General features: G+C 35.9%; 12 protein-coding genes. 4 read left to right on the top strand and 8 right to left on the bottom strand.

Features of this window, described 5'->3' with window-relative positions:
- Positions 1 to 64: 64 nt before the first annotated feature.
- Complete coding sequence (locus H601_RS0103105; protein ID WP_035655450.1) at positions 65 to 1,660, top strand: Ig-like domain-containing protein; 1,596 nt, start codon at positions 65 to 67, stop codon at positions 1,658 to 1,660.
- On the opposite strand, the gene H601_RS15125 is transcribed toward H601_RS0103105, so the two are convergent.
- Positions 1,633 to 2,445 carry an amidohydrolase gene (locus H601_RS15125; RefSeq protein WP_051220641.1) on the bottom strand — a complete coding sequence of 271 codons (813 nt, stop codon included), beginning with the start codon at positions 2,443 to 2,445 and terminating at the stop codon, positions 1,633 to 1,635. The two genes, H601_RS0103105 and H601_RS15125, sit on opposite strands and share 28 nt — an antisense overlap.
- A 109-nt stretch (positions 2,446 to 2,554) precedes the next feature.
- Here H601_RS15125 and H601_RS0103095 point away from each other — a divergent pair, with 109 nt between their 5' ends.
- Positions 2,555 to 3,115: a hypothetical protein gene (locus H601_RS0103095; RefSeq protein WP_026710145.1), complete on the top strand. Its 561-nt coding sequence runs from the start codon at positions 2,555 to 2,557 to the stop codon at positions 3,113 to 3,115.
- A gap of 65 nt (positions 3,116 to 3,180) precedes the next feature.
- On the opposite strand, the gene H601_RS0103090 is transcribed toward H601_RS0103095, so the two are convergent.
- The 7 genes from H601_RS0103090 to H601_RS15120 form a co-directional block, all read right to left on the bottom strand.
- On the bottom strand, positions 3,181 to 5,982 hold the full coding sequence (locus tag H601_RS0103090) for a GH92 family glycosyl hydrolase (protein ID WP_026710144.1): 2,802 nt from the start codon (positions 5,980 to 5,982) through the stop codon (positions 3,181 to 3,183).
- A gap of 342 nt (positions 5,983 to 6,324) precedes the next feature.
- Positions 6,325 to 7,083 (bottom strand): succinate dehydrogenase/fumarate reductase iron-sulfur subunit, encoded by a 759-nt coding sequence (locus tag H601_RS0103080; RefSeq protein WP_026710143.1) that lies wholly within the window; start codon positions 7,081 to 7,083, stop codon positions 6,325 to 6,327.
- A 38-nt stretch (positions 7,084 to 7,121) separates the two neighbouring features.
- Complete coding sequence (locus H601_RS0103075; protein WP_026710142.1) at positions 7,122 to 7,490, bottom strand: four helix bundle protein; 369 nt, start codon at positions 7,488 to 7,490, stop codon at positions 7,122 to 7,124.
- A gap of 39 nt (positions 7,491 to 7,529) precedes the next feature.
- Entirely contained in the window at positions 7,530 to 9,539 is a 2,010-nt protein-coding gene (locus H601_RS0103070; protein WP_026710141.1) for a fumarate reductase/succinate dehydrogenase flavoprotein subunit, read from the bottom strand.
- Positions 9,540 to 9,556: 17 nt separating this feature from the next.
- Complete coding sequence (locus tag H601_RS0103065; RefSeq protein ID WP_026710140.1) at positions 9,557 to 10,438, bottom strand: succinate dehydrogenase cytochrome b subunit; 882 nt, start codon at positions 10,436 to 10,438, stop codon at positions 9,557 to 9,559.
- 177 nt (positions 10,439 to 10,615) lie between these two features.
- Entirely contained in the window at positions 10,616 to 11,473 is an 858-nt protein-coding gene (locus H601_RS0103060) for a ChaN family lipoprotein (protein ID WP_026710139.1), read from the bottom strand.
- Between the two features lie 8 nt (positions 11,474 to 11,481).
- Positions 11,482 to 14,286 (bottom strand): beta propeller repeat protein, encoded by a 2,805-nt coding sequence (locus H601_RS15120; RefSeq protein WP_051220640.1) that lies wholly within the window; start codon positions 14,284 to 14,286, stop codon positions 11,482 to 11,484.
- A 122-nt stretch (positions 14,287 to 14,408) separates the two neighbouring features.
- Between H601_RS15120 and H601_RS0103050 the strand changes: the two genes are divergently transcribed.
- Complete coding sequence (locus H601_RS0103050) at positions 14,409 to 15,701, top strand: aminopeptidase P family protein (protein WP_026710138.1); 1,293 nt, start codon at positions 14,409 to 14,411, stop codon at positions 15,699 to 15,701.
- Between the two features lie 63 nt (positions 15,702 to 15,764).
- Positions 15,765 to 16,184 carry a hypothetical protein gene (locus H601_RS0103045; RefSeq protein ID WP_026710137.1) on the top strand — a complete coding sequence of 140 codons (420 nt, stop codon included), beginning with the start codon at positions 15,765 to 15,767 and terminating at the stop codon, positions 16,182 to 16,184.

The following is a 16,184-nucleotide window of genomic DNA, read 5'->3' as shown; positions in this document are numbered from 1 at the left end:
TAAAACATTTTATTTACACTAAATATAATTGTTAATTTGTAGCTCGATTTGAATATTTGTCCAAATGAAGCGAATACTTTATTTCTTTTTGATTGTACTACTTTTTACCGGTTGTGCCAAAAGAGGATTCATAACGGGTGGTCTGAAAGACACCATTCCACCGGTATTGCGGTTGAGTGAACCGAAAAATTTTTCTACCCAATTCAAAGGAAATGAAATCAAACTTCATTTTGACGAGTACATCAAACTAAAAGACCTCAACAAACAGTTGATTGTTTCTCCACCGATGAAAAATCAACCGGAAATTTTACCTTCAAACGCCACAAAAACACTGACGATTCGCATAAAAGACACGCTTTTACCCAATACAACGTACAGTTTTAATTTCGGTCAAAGTATTCAGGATAACAACGAAGGGAATCCGTATCCGCAATTCAAATATATTTTTTCAACCGGCGATTATATCGATTCTTTGCAATTGAAAGGAAAAATAAAAGATGCTTATTTACAAAAAACCGACAATTTTGTTTCGGTGATGTTGTATGAAAAAAATGAAACCTTTTATGATTCTATTGTGTACAAAGAAGTGCCTCGCTATATTACCAATACGTTGGACAGTTTGACAACTTTTACCTTAGAAAATTTAAAAGCCGGAAATTATCTTTTGGTCGCCATAAAAGACGACATCAAAAACAACAAATTTGACCCTAAAAAAGAAAAAATTGGTTTTTACCAAAAAACCATCACTATACCGAACGATACGATTTATGAATTGGAATTGTTCAAAGAAATTTTGCCTTTTAAACCTTTAAAACCAAGTCAGCAAGCCAGCAACAGAATTGTATTGGGTTATGAAGGAAAAGCATCCGATACAAAAATCACTTTGAAAAACGGCAACGAAGTTATTCCCACTGTTGTAACTCCTTTTCCCAAAAAGGATTCCCTACAAATTTGGTTTAAACCGATGAAGGATGTTGACTCACTTAAGCTAAATGTAAAACAAGATAAGGTAGAAAAAGACTTTACTTTTAAATACCGCAACCAAAAAGCAGATTCGCTCAAAATAAATGCGGTTCAAATGGGTGTTTTACATTTTAGAGAAACCTATAAATTGAGCAGTAGCGTTCCGTTGAAAAATATTGACGAAACCAAATTGAAACTCATTAAAAGAGATTCTTCTAGTGTTGCATTCACTACTCGCTATTTAGATAATGAACAGCAATTAGAACTCGATTTTAAAAAAGAACCGGAAGAAAAATACAAACTGATTATTCAAAAAGGTGCATTTACAGATGTTTTAGAACGCAGTAGTGACTCGCTACAATTTCAGGTTTCTACTAAAAGTATAAGTGAATATGGTAATTTAAAACTTCAATTGGAAGGACTTACGTCGTATCCGGTAATTGTAGATTTAACGGATGAAAAAGGAGAAACGCTAGCCACAAGTTATTTAACCAACAATCAACCGATTGAATTCAATTTGTTGCTACCGCGAAAATATACTGTTCGCATCATTTATGATACCAATCAAAATAAAGTTTGGGATACAGGAAATTTTTTAGAAAAAAGACAATCGGAAGAAGTTCGTTACTTCCCTACGCCAATTGATGTGCGATCCAATTGGGATGTAGATCAAACACTTAAGTTTTCGGGTAGTTGATGGTCGTTATCGCTTTTTTTGGGGTGAATGATAAACTCATCACGGTCATTTAGAAAATTAAGTTCTTTTCGAGCCGTTTTTAAAGGAGCTTTATATACCATCACTTCAAAAATTCCTTCTTCGGTTTGAGGTTCAAGTAGATAATCCCCAAAAAAATCTATGCCTTGTGAATGACCAACGTATTCGTGTTTATTTTTGTCTGTTCCTACTCGATTAACTCCAATAACATAACACATATTTTCGATAGCTCTGGCTCGAAGCAATGCATCCCATGCTTTAATACGAACACTTGGCCAGTTGGCTACATAAATCAACACATCATAATTCTCTACATTTCTGGAAAATACAGGAAAACGCAAATCATAACATACCTGAAGGCAAATTTTCCAAAACTTATATTCTACAATCACTTTTTCTGAACCAGGTGAATATACTTGATCTTCTCCCGCTAAAGTGAACAAATGTCGCTTATCATAATAATCAATTTTCCCATTTGGGTGAACAAACACCATACGGTTGTAGAATTGCTTATTTTCAAAAACAATAATGCTTCCCGTAATCGCAAATTGAAATTGCATAGCAGCTGTTTGCATCCAACGAACCGTATCGCCTTGCATCGTTTCTGCAGTTAAAAAAGGATTCATCGAAAAACCGGTTGTAAACATTTCCGGTAGCACCACTAAGTCAGTTCGTGGATTGACGGCTTTGAATTTCTCATGAAAATACAGCATATTGGCGATGGGATTTTCCCAAACCAAAGGAGCCTGTATTACTGAAATAACCATATCAACTGTTTTGTGATAAAGATATAAAAATACATCATTTTTATCTTACTTTTTAAATGAAAAAACAGAAAAAAGAGCTAACTTTACCAAAATCATATTGTTAACTCAGATGAAAAAAATTAGTTTACTTTTTGTTTTAACCACCTTTTTATCAACCGTTCAAGCTCAAACGGGAGCCGAAGAATTTTGGGAAAAATTAAAAGTTTTATGCAATAAATCCTTTGAAGGTAAAATTACAGAAGCTCCTGAAAATGATTCTTTTCGAGGTAAAAAATTGGTAATGCAAGTAAAAAGTTGTGAACCCAATCAAATTCGCATCCCGTTTTATGTAGGGGAAAATAAATCCAGAACTTGGGTGCTGACATACGAAAAAGGACTTATTACCCTCAAGCACGATCATCGTCACGAAGACGGCTCACCGGATAAAATTAATCAATACGGCGGAACTTCTTCTAATACCGGTTTATCGGGAATTCAAATTTTTCCTGCGGACCAACAAACAAGTGATTTATTGCCCAACGCATCTACCAATGTGTGGTGGATTACGCTGGATGAAAAAACCTTTACCTATAATCTTCGACGATTAGGAACGGATAGGGTTTTTTCGGTTTCGTTTGATTTGAGTAAACCCGTTGAATGTTCTGATTCCCCATGGGGTTGGAAAGAATAGCTGTTTACGAAAACTGAGACTGAGACTGCGACTGAAAACTTACAACTGACAACTGACAACTTTCTTTACTCCACCGTAATCTCATCCACAAACATAAACGCTTCTCCATTAAACGGAAAACCTTGGTGCCATTCCGGTAGCTTGCCAAAGTTAGTCGACTTTACTTTTACATAGCGAGCTTTTACAGTCTTTTTAACGCTTTTAAATCCTTTGATGACGGATTTGTACTCTTTCGGGTCAATCGTGTTGTTTTGCGTGTCAAAAAGGGTGAAATTCACGTTGTCATCGGAAACATAATACTCCACTTTGGTGGGCATCAAAATCCAGGAGCGGGTGTCTTGTAAAAAATTGGCCGTAATTTGATTGATTTCAAGGGTGGATTGCATATCAATCACCGCTTCAAAATCTTGCGTTTGATAGCCTTGCCAATCCCCTTTTCGCCAGTTTTCTGTACCAAAAATACCGTCAATCAAGCCTTCCGGACCACCGGCGTGGTATTGCGGATTGTAGGTTGATTGGATGTCGATGGTGAAATTGTTTGGTTTTTTGAAGAAGGTGGCGGAGACAGTATTGCTTTGGTTTTCTTCCTTTTTGTTATAGGTGTGTACTTCAGCTGTTTTATCAATTTCAATTGGTTTTGTATATTCAATAAACGTTCTTTTAAATGTACTATAATCTACTCCTTGTTCATTAATTAAATAGTAGATTTTAGCTTCAGCTTCATTCGATTGAATTTTAATTGTCATTTTATCCTTAAAAGTTTTACTTTCAGCTTGTATAACAGGGACTGTAATTAATTCTTTATACTTGTAATCATTTTGAATTCGATAATTATTCCAAAAACCAAAAAAACGATCTGAATCATGTTCTTTGTTGCTGCTTTTTTCTCCATATTCACCATTTTCAAAATGGACTTTTATATTTTCAAAATAAGGTTTTGATAAAGTCCAATCAGATTGTCCCGGAGTTATATTATACATTCCCATCGAACTCAACACATACCACGCACTCATTTGGCCACAATCTTCATTGCCAATTAAGCCGTCAGGATCGTTTTTGTAAAAGTTATCTAAAATGAAATGTACTTTTTCAGTTGTTTTTTCTGGTGACCCTAAGAAACTATACAAATACGCCACATGATGACTTGGTTCGTTTCCGTGAGCATATTGCCCGATTAATCCGGTAATATCGACTTGATGACGACCAGACGTTTCGCTAACACTGTTAAACATTTCGTCTAGTTTAAGTTCTAAATGTGTCGGCCCACCTATTGCATCTGCTAAACCTAATATATCTTGAGGTACAAAAAACGTGTATTGCCAACCGTTGGCTTCGGTGTAATTGTTGTTCACTTCTTTTGGGTCGAATGGTTTATCCCAACCGCCATTTTTCTTAGGTTGAATGAATCCGGTTTCCCAATTAAAAAGGTTTTTCCAATTTTGGGAACGCAGCATAAAATATTGGTAATCTTCTTTTTTGTCTAATAATTGAGCCATTTGTGCGATGCACCAATCGTCATAGGCATATTCCAACGTTTTGGAAACACTTTCATGTTCATCATCAATGGAAATAAACCCTTGTTTTTTATAGGCCTCCAATCCTAAATGATCCAACATGGCCGAATGTTTGGCGGCTTGATACGCTTTTTCGTAATCAAAACCTTCAATCCCTTTCACCATGGCATCGGCAATCACGGAAACGGAATGGTAGCCAATCATGCAATCGGTTTCGTTGGAAGCGAGTTCCCAAACGGGTAAGCGACCGCCTTGTTCAAATTGTTTGATAAAGGTATTGATGTAATCAGCTGTTCGTTTTTTATCAATCAAAGTGTAGAGCGGATGAGCGGCTCGAAACGTATCCCAAAGGGAAAAAACGGTGTAATAATCAAATCCTTCGGCTTGGTGGATTTTGTTGTCGCGACCGCGGTATTTTCCGTCTAAATCTTGAGCAATATTGGGTTGCATCATGGTGTGATACAAAGCTGTATAAAGAATAGTCAATTTGTTTTTATCGGAAGAAGTGACTTCAATTTTAGACAATTCTTTGTTCCACATTTCTTCTGCTGCTTTTTTGACTTTATTGAAATCCCAATGTGAGATTTCGGTGCTGTTGAGTTGTGCTCCGTCATATCCTGTGGGTGAAAGAGCTACTTTTACGAGTATTTTTTCGCCTTTTTTGACTTTTTTGGAGAAACTCATACCTATTATTTCAAGTTTTTCTGAATTTGATTTATTCAACTTTGAAACAACCATTTTTTGATTAAACTCTATTCGTGCATATACATATTGATTACTTGCCCATGCTTCACTTCGTCTTAGAACTTCTATGGTTTTGTCATTAATAACTCGGATTTTACCTTCTAATAACTTATCTCGATGGTTTAAATCCAAGATAATATTTGCTAAACCGCTTTCATTGAACGTATATTCGTGAAAACCTACTCGAGTTGATGTTGTTAATCGCACATCAATATTATGTTTATCTAATTTAACGGCATAAAATCCGGCAGAAGCTTTTTCGTTAGCATGTGAAAATGTGGAAGAATAGATTTTGTTGTCAAACGAAGGTTCGCCCATGGTGGGCATTAATAAAATATCACCATAATCGGAAACACCGGTTCCGTTGAGATGCGTGTGCGAGAAACCATAAATGCGATTATCGGAATAATGATAACCGGAACAGCCTTCCCAACTGCCGTCAATTCTTGTGTCTGGGGAAAGTTGTACCATTCCATAGGGCACTGTGGCTCCGGGAAAGGTGTGTCCGGTTCCGCCGGTTCCGATGAAGGGGTTGACGTATTGTTGGTAGTTTTGACTGAATGTTAGTCCGCTAATGAAAAGAAATACTGATAGAATGAATTGTCGCATTATTTGTTGATTTAACGTTACACCTGACAGGTTTTAAAAACCTGTCAGGTGTAATTTGAAATATTTGTTCTTCAAATATACTAAAATTTCTTGTTGAGCAGGATTTGCGTTAGGGATTGTAGTGAAAAGCCCGGAGCTCAAAAATGCAAATTTTCTTGGGCACAAAAAGCGACCAACGGAAGCTCTTTTGTGCCTTTAGAAAATTGCGTTTTTGGGTGAGGACTTGTAACGGAAAGCCCGTAAACGCCCACAAAAAAAAGCATTCAACTATTGCTGAATGCTTTATGTTTTTGCCACGAATTACACGAATTTTCACAAATTCATTCGTGGGTTATGTGTGTTTTATAAACTCGCTTTTAAATATTCGCGGTTCATGCGGGCGATATTTTCTAACGAAATGCCTTTTGGACATTCGATTTCACAAGCACCAGTGTTGGTACAGTTTCCGAAACCTTCTTCGTCCATTTGACGCACCATGTTTAAAACACGCTCGGTAGCTTCAACTTTTCCTTGTGGTAAAAGAGCATATTGCGACACTTTAGCTCCAACGAATAACATCGCAGAACCGTTTTTACAAGTGGCCACACAAGCTCCACAACCGATACAAGCGGCCGCCATGAAGGCTTTGTCTGCGTCGTCTTTTGGAACAGGAAGTGAGTTGGCATCGATCGTTCTTCCAGAAGTGTTTACCGATACGAAACCACCGGCTTGTTGGATACGGTCAAAGGCACTTCTGTCTACCACCAAATCTTTGATTACCGGGAACGCTTTACTTCTCCATGGTTCAACATAAATGGTATCGCCGTCGTTGAACATACGCATATGCAATTGACAAGTGGTGATTCCGGTATCCGGTCCGTGAGCACGTCCGTTGATGTATAACGAACAGCTTCCGCAGATTCCCTCACGACAGTCGTGATCGAACGCAACCGGTTCTTTTCTTTCGTTTACTAATTGTTCGTTTAATTGGTCTAGCATTTCCAAGAACGAACTCGCTGTTGAAACATTATCTAGTTTGTACGTTTCGATTCCACCTTTGGTTTTGGCATTCTTTTGACGCCAAATCTTCAAGGTTATATTTATATTTTTAGCTGCACTCATAGTTGTATTTTAAGTGATTGGTAATTAGTGATTAGTGATTAGCCTTTAGAGAGCGAATTATAAAATGCATTAATCATTTTACTTTCTTCATTAATCAAACTAATTATATGGTTAAACAAATTTATATCTTGAACAAAATCTAATTCTTTAGCAATAAGCAATTGAGTTTCCAATTCATATAAAGAACCTCTGGAAATATCGATAAAATGACTAAATGATTTATCCGTATTTCTTCCGTAACCTTCTGCAATATTAGAAGGTATTGAAATTGCAGCTCTTTTTATTTGACTCGTAAGAGCATAAAGCTCTTCTTGAGGAAAAGATTTTGACAGTTTATAGGTTGAAATAACGATGTCAAATCCTTTTTGCCAAATTAATAAATCTTTATATGATTTGATTGCACTCATTCTTGCTAATTACTAATTACTATTCACTAATTACTTTTATTATTTATAATTTCTAGCTGCAATTTTGATTTCTTCGTATTTTAATTCTTCTTTATGTAGCTCTGATTTAGAAATATCTGAACCTTTATATTCCCAAGCTCCCACAAATTTGAAGTTTTCGTCATCACGAAGTGTTTCGCCTTCGGCATCTTGGTATTCTTCGCGGAAATGACCTCCACATGATTCGTTACGTTGCAACGCATCCATTGCCATTAATTGTCCGAGTTCGATAAAATCGGCTACGCGAAGAGCTTTTTCCAATTCAGGGTTTAACTCATCTGCACTTCCCGGAACAAATACTTCATTATGGAATTCCTCTTTCAATTGAGCAATTTCGGAAATAGCTTGTTTTAAACCTTGTTCGTTACGAGCCATTCCTACTTTATTCCACATGATTAATCCTAAACGTTTGTGGAAATGGTCAACCGTTTTGGTACCGTTATTATTTAAAAACTTATCAATTTGGTTCTTAACATTACTTTCCGCTTCAGCAAATTCAGGCAAATCTGTTGAGATTTTTCCGGTTCTGATTTCATCGGCTAAATAGTTGGAAACGGTGTAAGGTAATACGAAATACCCATCGGCTAAACCTTGCATTAAAGCAGAAGCCCCTAATCGGTTGGCTCCGTGATCCGAGAAATTGGCTTCTCCAGCCACAAAACACCCTGGAATTGTGGATTGTAAATTATAATCTACCCAAACACCACCCATCGTATAATGCACGGCAGGATAAATTTTCATTGGGGTTTCGTATGGATTTTCATCGGTAATTTTTTGGTACATGGTGAACAAGTTTCCATACTTTTCTTCCAACCATTTTTTACCTAATTTGATGATTTCTTCATCCGAAGGATTGTGATTTCCTTGAGCATAGGCAGCTTGTTTTCCTTTACTTTTAATTTCGGTAGAGAAATCAAGATAAACGCCTTCATTGGTGTCATTGGCTTCAATTCCATAACCGGCATCACAACGCTCTTTGGCAGCTCTGGAAGCTACGTCACGAGGCACCAAGTTACCAAACGCAGGATATCTTCTTTCTAAGAAATAATCTCTATCTTCTTCGGCAATTTGTGTTGGTTTTAATTTTCCGGCACGAATCGCTTCGGCATCTTCTTTCTTTTTAGGCACCCAAATACGTCCGGAATTACGCAATGATTCAGACATTAACGTTAATTTCGACTGATTGGTTCCGTGAACCGGAATACACGTTGGGTGAATTTGCACAAAACAAGGATTGGCAAATAACGCTCCTTGTTTGTGAATTTTCCATGAAGCGGTTACGTTACTTCCCATGGCATTGGTAGAAAGGAAATAAACATTTCCGTAACCTCCTGATGCTATAATTACAGCGTGAGCAGAATGTCTTTCTAATTCTCCAGTGATTAAGTTTCTGGCAATAATTCCGCGAGCTTTACCATCAACTTTCACTATTTCTAGCATTTCGTGACGGTTGTACATTTTTACACGACCTAAACCGATTTGTCTTGATAAAGCAGAGTATGCTCCTAATAACAATTGTTGTCCGGTTTGACCTGCTGCGTAGAACGTACGTTGTACTTGAGTTCCTCCAAAGGAACGGTTGTCTAACATTCCTCCATATTCACGAGCAAAAGGAACACCTTGAGCTACACATTGGTCGATGATGCTACCTGAAACTTCGGCTAAACGGTGAACGTTTGCTTCACGAGCACGGTAGTCGCCACCTTTTATCGTATCATAAAAAAGACGGTAAACACTATCACCATCATTTTGATAATTTTTTGCAGCATTAATTCCACCTTGAGCCGCAATAGAGTGAGCTCTACGAGGTGAATCTTGAAAACAAAAAGCACTCACATTATAACCCATTTCGCCAAAAGATGCAGCGGCAGAAGCTCCGGCTAATCCGGTTCCTACTACAATTATATCAATTTTGGGACGGTTATTGGGAGCAACTAATTTTAAATGATTTTTGTGGTTTGTCCATTTGTGAGCAATTGGACCTTCCGGTATTTTAGAATCTAACTTCATAATATAGCTGATGTTGATTATTTAGTAAAATGAATGTATAACGGGATGATGGCAAATAAAATCGGTACAATTACCGCAAATGCTTTTCCGACAAATTTAATAGTTGGTGTCCATTTTGGATTATTCAACCCTAAAGATTGGAATGCACTTTGGAATCCATGCCATAAGTGAAATGCTAAAACCATCATAGAAAAAACATAAAAAAGCGTAAATGCAAGCCCGTATTTTTTATCTCTAAAGAAATCCATGGTTAAAGTATACAAATCTTTATATCCTTCACCGGCTTTCATATTAGAGCCTGTTCTGTAAAATTCAACTCTATTTACAATTTCATAAGGGGAATTATCTCCACTTTCTCCATAACCTTTTACTTGCTCGGTTGGAATGTAGTTTCCACTAGTTAAAGTAAAAACCAAAACCGAATCTTTAACTGTCATTCCGGTATATTGGTCTTTACGTTCTTGCTTAATCATTAATGTTTGTAACGGCATTTTTTCGTCAAAATGCATCTTTGCCCAAAAATTAATCATGTGAGTAGCAATAAAAACCAGTACTAATGTACCTAATACTGCCATGTTTCTGGATGCAAAACTACTATTTGCAGACGGATTGTTTTTAGCATATCCTATCGGTCTGGCTTTCTTGTTTTGAATTGCCAATAAAATACCGTCAACGGCATGAAATAAAATAGAAATGTAAGTGAGATAAGAAAGTATTTTTACGGCTGGATTAGTGGTCATAAACAATGCATATTGATTAAATTGCAATTGACTATCCGGTAGCAATAATTGTAAATTACCAGCCAAATGACCCGCTAAAAACAAGCATAAAAATAAACCCGTAAGAGCCATCCAGTATTTTTTTCCAATAGATGACTTTAAAAGTGCAGATTTTGCCATAACGTTGTGTAAATAAATTTTTAAAAATTTCACACAAATTTATGGTTATTTAGGAATAACTACAACCTTTTCGTTATAATTTAAAGTGATTTTAAAGAAGGATTAACATGTGTTGAATTATTTTTTTAATCAAAATTGGAAAAACATGCTAAAAAACACAAAATTGACCTTTCAAAATCAATATGTTTTAGTCACATCTTCATCTATCACTAAAATAAAATCTGCTTTGTTGAGATGTTCTGCTTCTACTTTAGAAATATCTTTTTGTTCAACGGTAGCTATGGTTACAATTGAAGTATTTTTTCGGTACTGATTTACATACCAATTGATTCCTTCAAAAAAATCACTGTGATACGTTCCGTTGTAATGTATAAAAACAGTATTGTTCTTTAGATTTTGCACAATAAAATATGCCATTGTCGCATCTTTTAACGCTTGAGCTTTCGGCATTTTTTCACCGGCATGACCGCCCATCATTTCTAACATTTTTTGATAACCGGGTAAAGAAATGTCAAACGGAATCGGTAAAGGAGCCATCCAGCTTTTTTCTTCGGATGTTAATTCATCCAAACCGGCAAAATCTTTTCTGAAAACCACATTTGCATATTTCCTTGGCACATTGGTCGCAATAAAAGGGAAGTTTTTTTCTTTGGCAAAATCAACTAAAGGCTTGTAATCTGTTTTATAATTGTTCCATAAACGTGCGGTAGAATCAAATTGTTTTTGGTTGATTTCTCCTTTTACATATTGATTCAATTGCTTTTGATTATCCGCTTCAATCATTTCTGCTCCCAAAACTAAGGCTCTTTTTTCCGCTAAATCTTTTGTCAACTCAAGCTGCAACCAATGCACAACAGAATTATCATGGTGTTCTCCAAACAACACAAGTTCTGCTTTTTCAGCTGCTTTAAGCATTTTTTCATACGAAGATTTTTTACCGTTTTTGGTAAAAACCTGATAAGGCATTTTAGTTTGAGCAAAAGTTATTGAAGTATAAAAACCTAATAACAATAGTATTCTAAAGGATATCTTCATTTTAAATATTAATTACGTTTGTTTTCAATAACTTCGAAAAAACTTGTTTCTACTGTCTTTTCTTTAGCTATTTTTATTTGATATTTCCCTGGTGAAAGGTACACTTTGCCTTTTCTGGTAGGTTTGAAAACAATTTTCTTGTCTTTTTTTGTCATTAGGTCTTGAACCGCTTTAGCAATTTCCAAATCGTATTCCCATTGATTGATTCCGGCTTCTACTTTTTGTGTAATTTGTCTTATTACTAGACCTTTATCGTTTAAAACTTGAATGTTTACCTCACCAACTGATGAAGCATAAAAATCAATTTTAACAGATGGCTCATACGTAGGAAGCCAAGTACTCCACGTATTACCCCAATAGTCGGAATGTGTAATATTTGCTATTGGAAATATTTTTAATGCGGCCGATAATACTTCATTATTCAACTGTTGTACCGCTGATAAATTTACTTTGTAGATAGATCTTCCGTGCGTGCCCACAATCAAATCTTTTGCTTCTGATTGAATCACCAAATCATGAACGGCCACCTGCGGTAAACCATTCATAAAAGGTTGCCAGTCTTTGCCATTCTGAAAGGAAACATACAATCCGTTATCTGTTCCTAAATATAAAATTTCCGGATTTACAGTATCCTCCACAATCACATTTACGGCATTAGATTCAAAAATTGGTTCAATTGATTTCCATGTTTGACCGTAATCATCCGATTGGTAAACGTAGGGTTTAAAATCATCCCAACGATAACCGTTAAGCGTAACATACACTCGTTCTTTTTTGTGTTTAGACGCTACCACTCTTGACACCCATAAATCTTTTGGAAAAGTAGTAGAAATGTTCTGCCATGAAACACCTCCATCTTTGGAAACATGAACCAATCCATCATCGCTACCTACATAAAGTAACCCGAATTGAAACGGACTTTCACTGAAAGTAGTAATGGTTCCGTACGCTACATTTCCTTCTTTTCCACCTTGAGTTAAATCACCGGAAATTTTTTCCCATGTTTCCCCTTGGTTAAAGGAACGATGAAGGTATTGTGATCCCATGTACAAAACATCTTGATTGTAGGAAGACAACAAAATCGGGGTTTGCCAATTAAAACGCAATGGTTTTTCATCTTTCTTCGCTTTTGGCGAAATGTATTTCATGTCTTTTTTGTCACGGTCAATTCGATAATAATTACCAAACTGAAATCCGGTAAAAACAATATTCGGATTTCTTCGGTCAATTTGGGTTTGCATACCATCGCCACCCATCAAACTTTCATACGCATATTTGCCCTCTTGGTGCCATTCTACATCGTATTTGTAATTGTTGGGGCCCACCCAAACTCCATTATCTTGCATACCACCATAAACATTGTAATTCGATTGATAATCAACATTTACGGAGTAAAACTGGCTCACACTATGCGGATTACACTTCGTCCAATTAGCACCATCATCGTAGGAAATATTCAAACCGCCATCATTTCCATTGATTAAATGACCGGGTTGTGATGGATTTACCCAAACTATATGATGATCTAAATGCACATTTTCACGGTTGATGGAAACAAATGTTTTTCCACCATCATCTGACTTAATTAAAGGCACTCCGGAAACATAAATTTTATCTGAATTGGATAAATCAACCGAAATTCTTCCAAAATAATAACCATACGTATAATAAAAATCATCAATAAATACTTCGTGGGTTTTTTTCCATGTTTTTCCTCCGTCAATCGATTTATAGACTTCTGCTCCAATTACTTCTGTTTCAAACAACGCTTTATTGGCATCAGAAATAATCATTTGGACTTCTTCCGGTACTACATCGCCATCACTCACCATGTTTTTCAAATTTTGAGCTCTGTATTTCTCTGTTAAGCCGTGTTTTTTAAGTACATTATTGATTTCAACATCTGAAAGTTGCATGAAAACATCTCCCGGAACACTAAACATTTCCGGCATTGTACTTTTTTTGGTCTCTGATTTTGGTCGGTTAAATTGATTGTCCAAAACGGCATACACGATTTGATTGTCAAAAGCCGCTAAACCTATTCTTCCGACTCCTTCTCCGGTTGGAAAACCACTTTCAGGTGTAGAAATTAACGTCCAAGAATTTCCGCCGTCTTCACTTTTATAAATTCCGGAGGTTTTTCCATTGCCTAAAAAATTCCATGCTTTTCTATCTTTTTTCCAAGCGGCAGCATATTGAATATTGAAATTTTTTGGCGAAACTGAAATATCGATAATTCCGGTTTCATCATCAATAAACAAGGTTTGCTTCCACGTTTGTCCGCCATCGGTGGTTTTATAAACGCCTCTTTCAGCATTTTTGGAATACAAATGTCCGGTAACGCCCACAATTACTTCATTGGGATTTGACGGATTAATTTCGATTTTACCGATATGATGACTGTCTTTTAATCCGGTGTTAATCCACGTTTTGCCTTTATCAGTTGATTTCAAAACCCCTATTCCGGCATAGGAAGAACGAGAAGCATTGTGTTCACCGGTTCCAACCCAAATGATTCCGTTTTTCCAATCAACGGCAATTTCACCCACATTGATGGTTGGAGCAGTATCCATGATAGGTTGAAAACTCATTCCGTTATTGTTTGAATACCATACGCCACCGGATGCATACGCTACATAAAATTCAGTGGGTTTGTTTGGATTGACATCCACATCAACCACTCTTCCACTCATGATAGTTGGACCAATGTTTTCGATTTTTACATTTTTAACAAGTGAAGTAGAAGATTGCTGAGCTACTGATAGATTTGAAAAAAACAACAACCCAACAAAAGCAATATAAAAATTTTTCATCCTTGAAGATTTTAAAGTGGAAATGTAGCAATATCTAATCGGTTCGCAAAATTTTAGTAAAGGATTAACAGCGGTTTGGGTGATTCTTGCTATTTTTGATAACTAATTTTTATTTTCATACCATGAAATACCATCCAATCGATCGCAATTTATACATCAAAAACAGAGCAAAATTCACGGCTCAAATGAAGCCAAATAGTGTTGCAGTTTTTAATTCCAATGATAATTATCCGGTGAGTGCTGATACTACTTTGCCGTTTGCTCAACATCGAGATATTCTTTATTTATCTGGTGTTGATCAAGAAGAAAGCATTTTGTTGTTGTTTCCTGATGCCCCTTATCAGCATTTAAAGGAAATTTTATTTCTACGCGAAACCAACGAACACATTGCGGTTTGGGAAGGTGAAAAATTAACCAAAGAACGTGCGTTTGAAGTTTCAGGCATCAAAACCGTGTATTGGTTGACCGATTTTCATAAAGTTTTAAAAGAAGTGATGGCGTATGCCGATACCATGTATATCAACACCAATGAACATTATCGAGCCACTATTGAAACTGAAACACGAGAAGCTCGTTTTATCAAATGGTGGAAAGAAAACTATCCGGCTCACAAAGTGGAAAAAAGCAATCCGATTTTACAACGTTTACGTTCTGTAAAGGAAAGCGAAGAAATTGATTTGCTGCAAAAAGCGTGTGATATTACCGAAAAAGGGTTCAGAAGAGTGTTGTCTTTTGTGAAACCGAACGTAATGGAATATGAAATTGAAGCCGAATTTGCTCATGAATTTTTACGCAATCGTTCCAAAGGATTTGCTTACACACCCATTATTGCTTCGGGTAACAATGCAAACGTGTTGCATTACATTGAAAACAATCAACAATGCAAAGCAGGCGATTTAATTTTGTTAGATGTAGGTGCCGAATATGCGAATTATTCTAGTGATATGACACGAATGATTCCGGTTTCCGGTCGTTTTACCGAAAGACAAAAAGAAGTGTATAATGCCGTTTTACGTGTGAAAAACGAAGCTACAAAAATGTTGGTTCCCGGCACATTATGGAAAGAATACCATGTGGAAGTTGGGAAAATCATGACTTCAGAATTGTTAGGTTTGGGCCTTTTAGATAAAGCTGATGTGCAAAACGAAAATCCGGAATGGCCGGCTTATAAAAAATATTTCATGCACGGCACTTCACATCATTTGGGATTGGATACGCACGACTACGGATTGTTGCACGAACCGATGCAAGCCAATATGGTTTTTACAGTAGAACCGGGAATTTATATTCCGGCAGAAGGTTTTGGTATTCGTATTGAAGACGATATGGTGATTCAAAAAACAGGCGAACCCTTTAACTTGATGCGGAATATTCCGATTGAAGTGGAAGAGATTGAATCTTTAATGAATAAATAAAATAAATTATAATGGTGTTTTAAAAGTATAATATTATTTTTATGGATATTTTTAATTTAAATTATGGATTTTTATTATAAAAGTGAAATTGAATTGTTAGAAAAAAGTTGCCCTCCTTTAGATTATTATTCCAAAAAAATTAATTGTTATAGATGGGTTTTTGAGAACATTAATGATAAGAATAATTTTAAAGCACAAGCTGACAAAAATCCAAGTATTTTGAATAATAAATCCGACATTAAAAAATGTGAATATTTTGCATTATCTTTCCATGATACAGAAGAAAATAGCAGAAATCATTTTAACTATCTTAATGGATTTATTAAAAATGCTAAAAAAAGATTTGGTACACATATTGCATTTGGAAATATAGAAGAAAATGATGGTGTTTGTGGTTTAACTGATCAAAATGGACATTTTAATTATCATCATGTAAAAAATCATAATTTTCAACTTAAATTTAAAATAATAAGTCTTTTGTAA

This window comes from Flavobacterium filum DSM 17961 (genome assembly GCF_000425465.1).
In the GTDB taxonomy this organism is placed as follows: domain Bacteria; phylum Bacteroidota; class Bacteroidia; order Flavobacteriales; family Flavobacteriaceae; genus Flavobacterium; species Flavobacterium filum.
The sequence above is the reverse complement of the archived record's forward strand: the minus strand, read 5'-3'. Positions and strand labels throughout refer to the sequence as shown.

What these genes read in the sequence shown, in the direction of transcription:
- H601_RS0103105 (WP_035655450.1), top strand. Translation starts at nt 65, where the DNA reads ATGAAGCGAATACTTTATTTCTTTTTGATTGTACTACTTTTTACCGGT.
- H601_RS15125 (WP_051220641.1), bottom strand. Translation starts at nt 2,445, where the DNA reads ATGGTTATTTCAGTAATACAGGCTCCTTTGGTTTGGGAAAATCCCATC.
- H601_RS0103095 (WP_026710145.1), top strand. Translation starts at nt 2,555, where the DNA reads ATGAAAAAAATTAGTTTACTTTTTGTTTTAACCACCTTTTTATCAACC.
- H601_RS0103090 (WP_026710144.1), bottom strand. Translation starts at nt 5,982, where the DNA reads ATGCGACAATTCATTCTATCAGTATTTCTTTTCATTAGCGGACTAACA.
- H601_RS0103080 (WP_026710143.1), bottom strand. Translation starts at nt 7,083, where the DNA reads ATGAGTGCAGCTAAAAATATAAATATAACCTTGAAGATTTGGCGTCAA.
- H601_RS0103075 (WP_026710142.1), bottom strand. Translation starts at nt 7,490, where the DNA reads ATGAGTGCAATCAAATCATATAAAGATTTATTAATTTGGCAAAAAGGA.
- H601_RS0103070 (WP_026710141.1), bottom strand. Translation starts at nt 9,539, where the DNA reads ATGAAGTTAGATTCTAAAATACCGGAAGGTCCAATTGCTCACAAATGG.
- H601_RS0103065 (WP_026710140.1), bottom strand. Translation starts at nt 10,438, where the DNA reads ATGGCAAAATCTGCACTTTTAAAGTCATCTATTGGAAAAAAATACTGG.
- H601_RS0103060 (WP_026710139.1), bottom strand. Translation starts at nt 11,473, where the DNA reads ATGAAGATATCCTTTAGAATACTATTGTTATTAGGTTTTTATACTTCA.
- H601_RS15120 (WP_051220640.1), bottom strand. Translation starts at nt 14,286, where the DNA reads ATGAAAAATTTTTATATTGCTTTTGTTGGGTTGTTGTTTTTTTCAAAT.
- H601_RS0103050 (WP_026710138.1), top strand. Translation starts at nt 14,409, where the DNA reads ATGAAATACCATCCAATCGATCGCAATTTATACATCAAAAACAGAGCA.
- H601_RS0103045 (WP_026710137.1), top strand. Translation starts at nt 15,765, where the DNA reads ATGGATTTTTATTATAAAAGTGAAATTGAATTGTTAGAAAAAAGTTGC.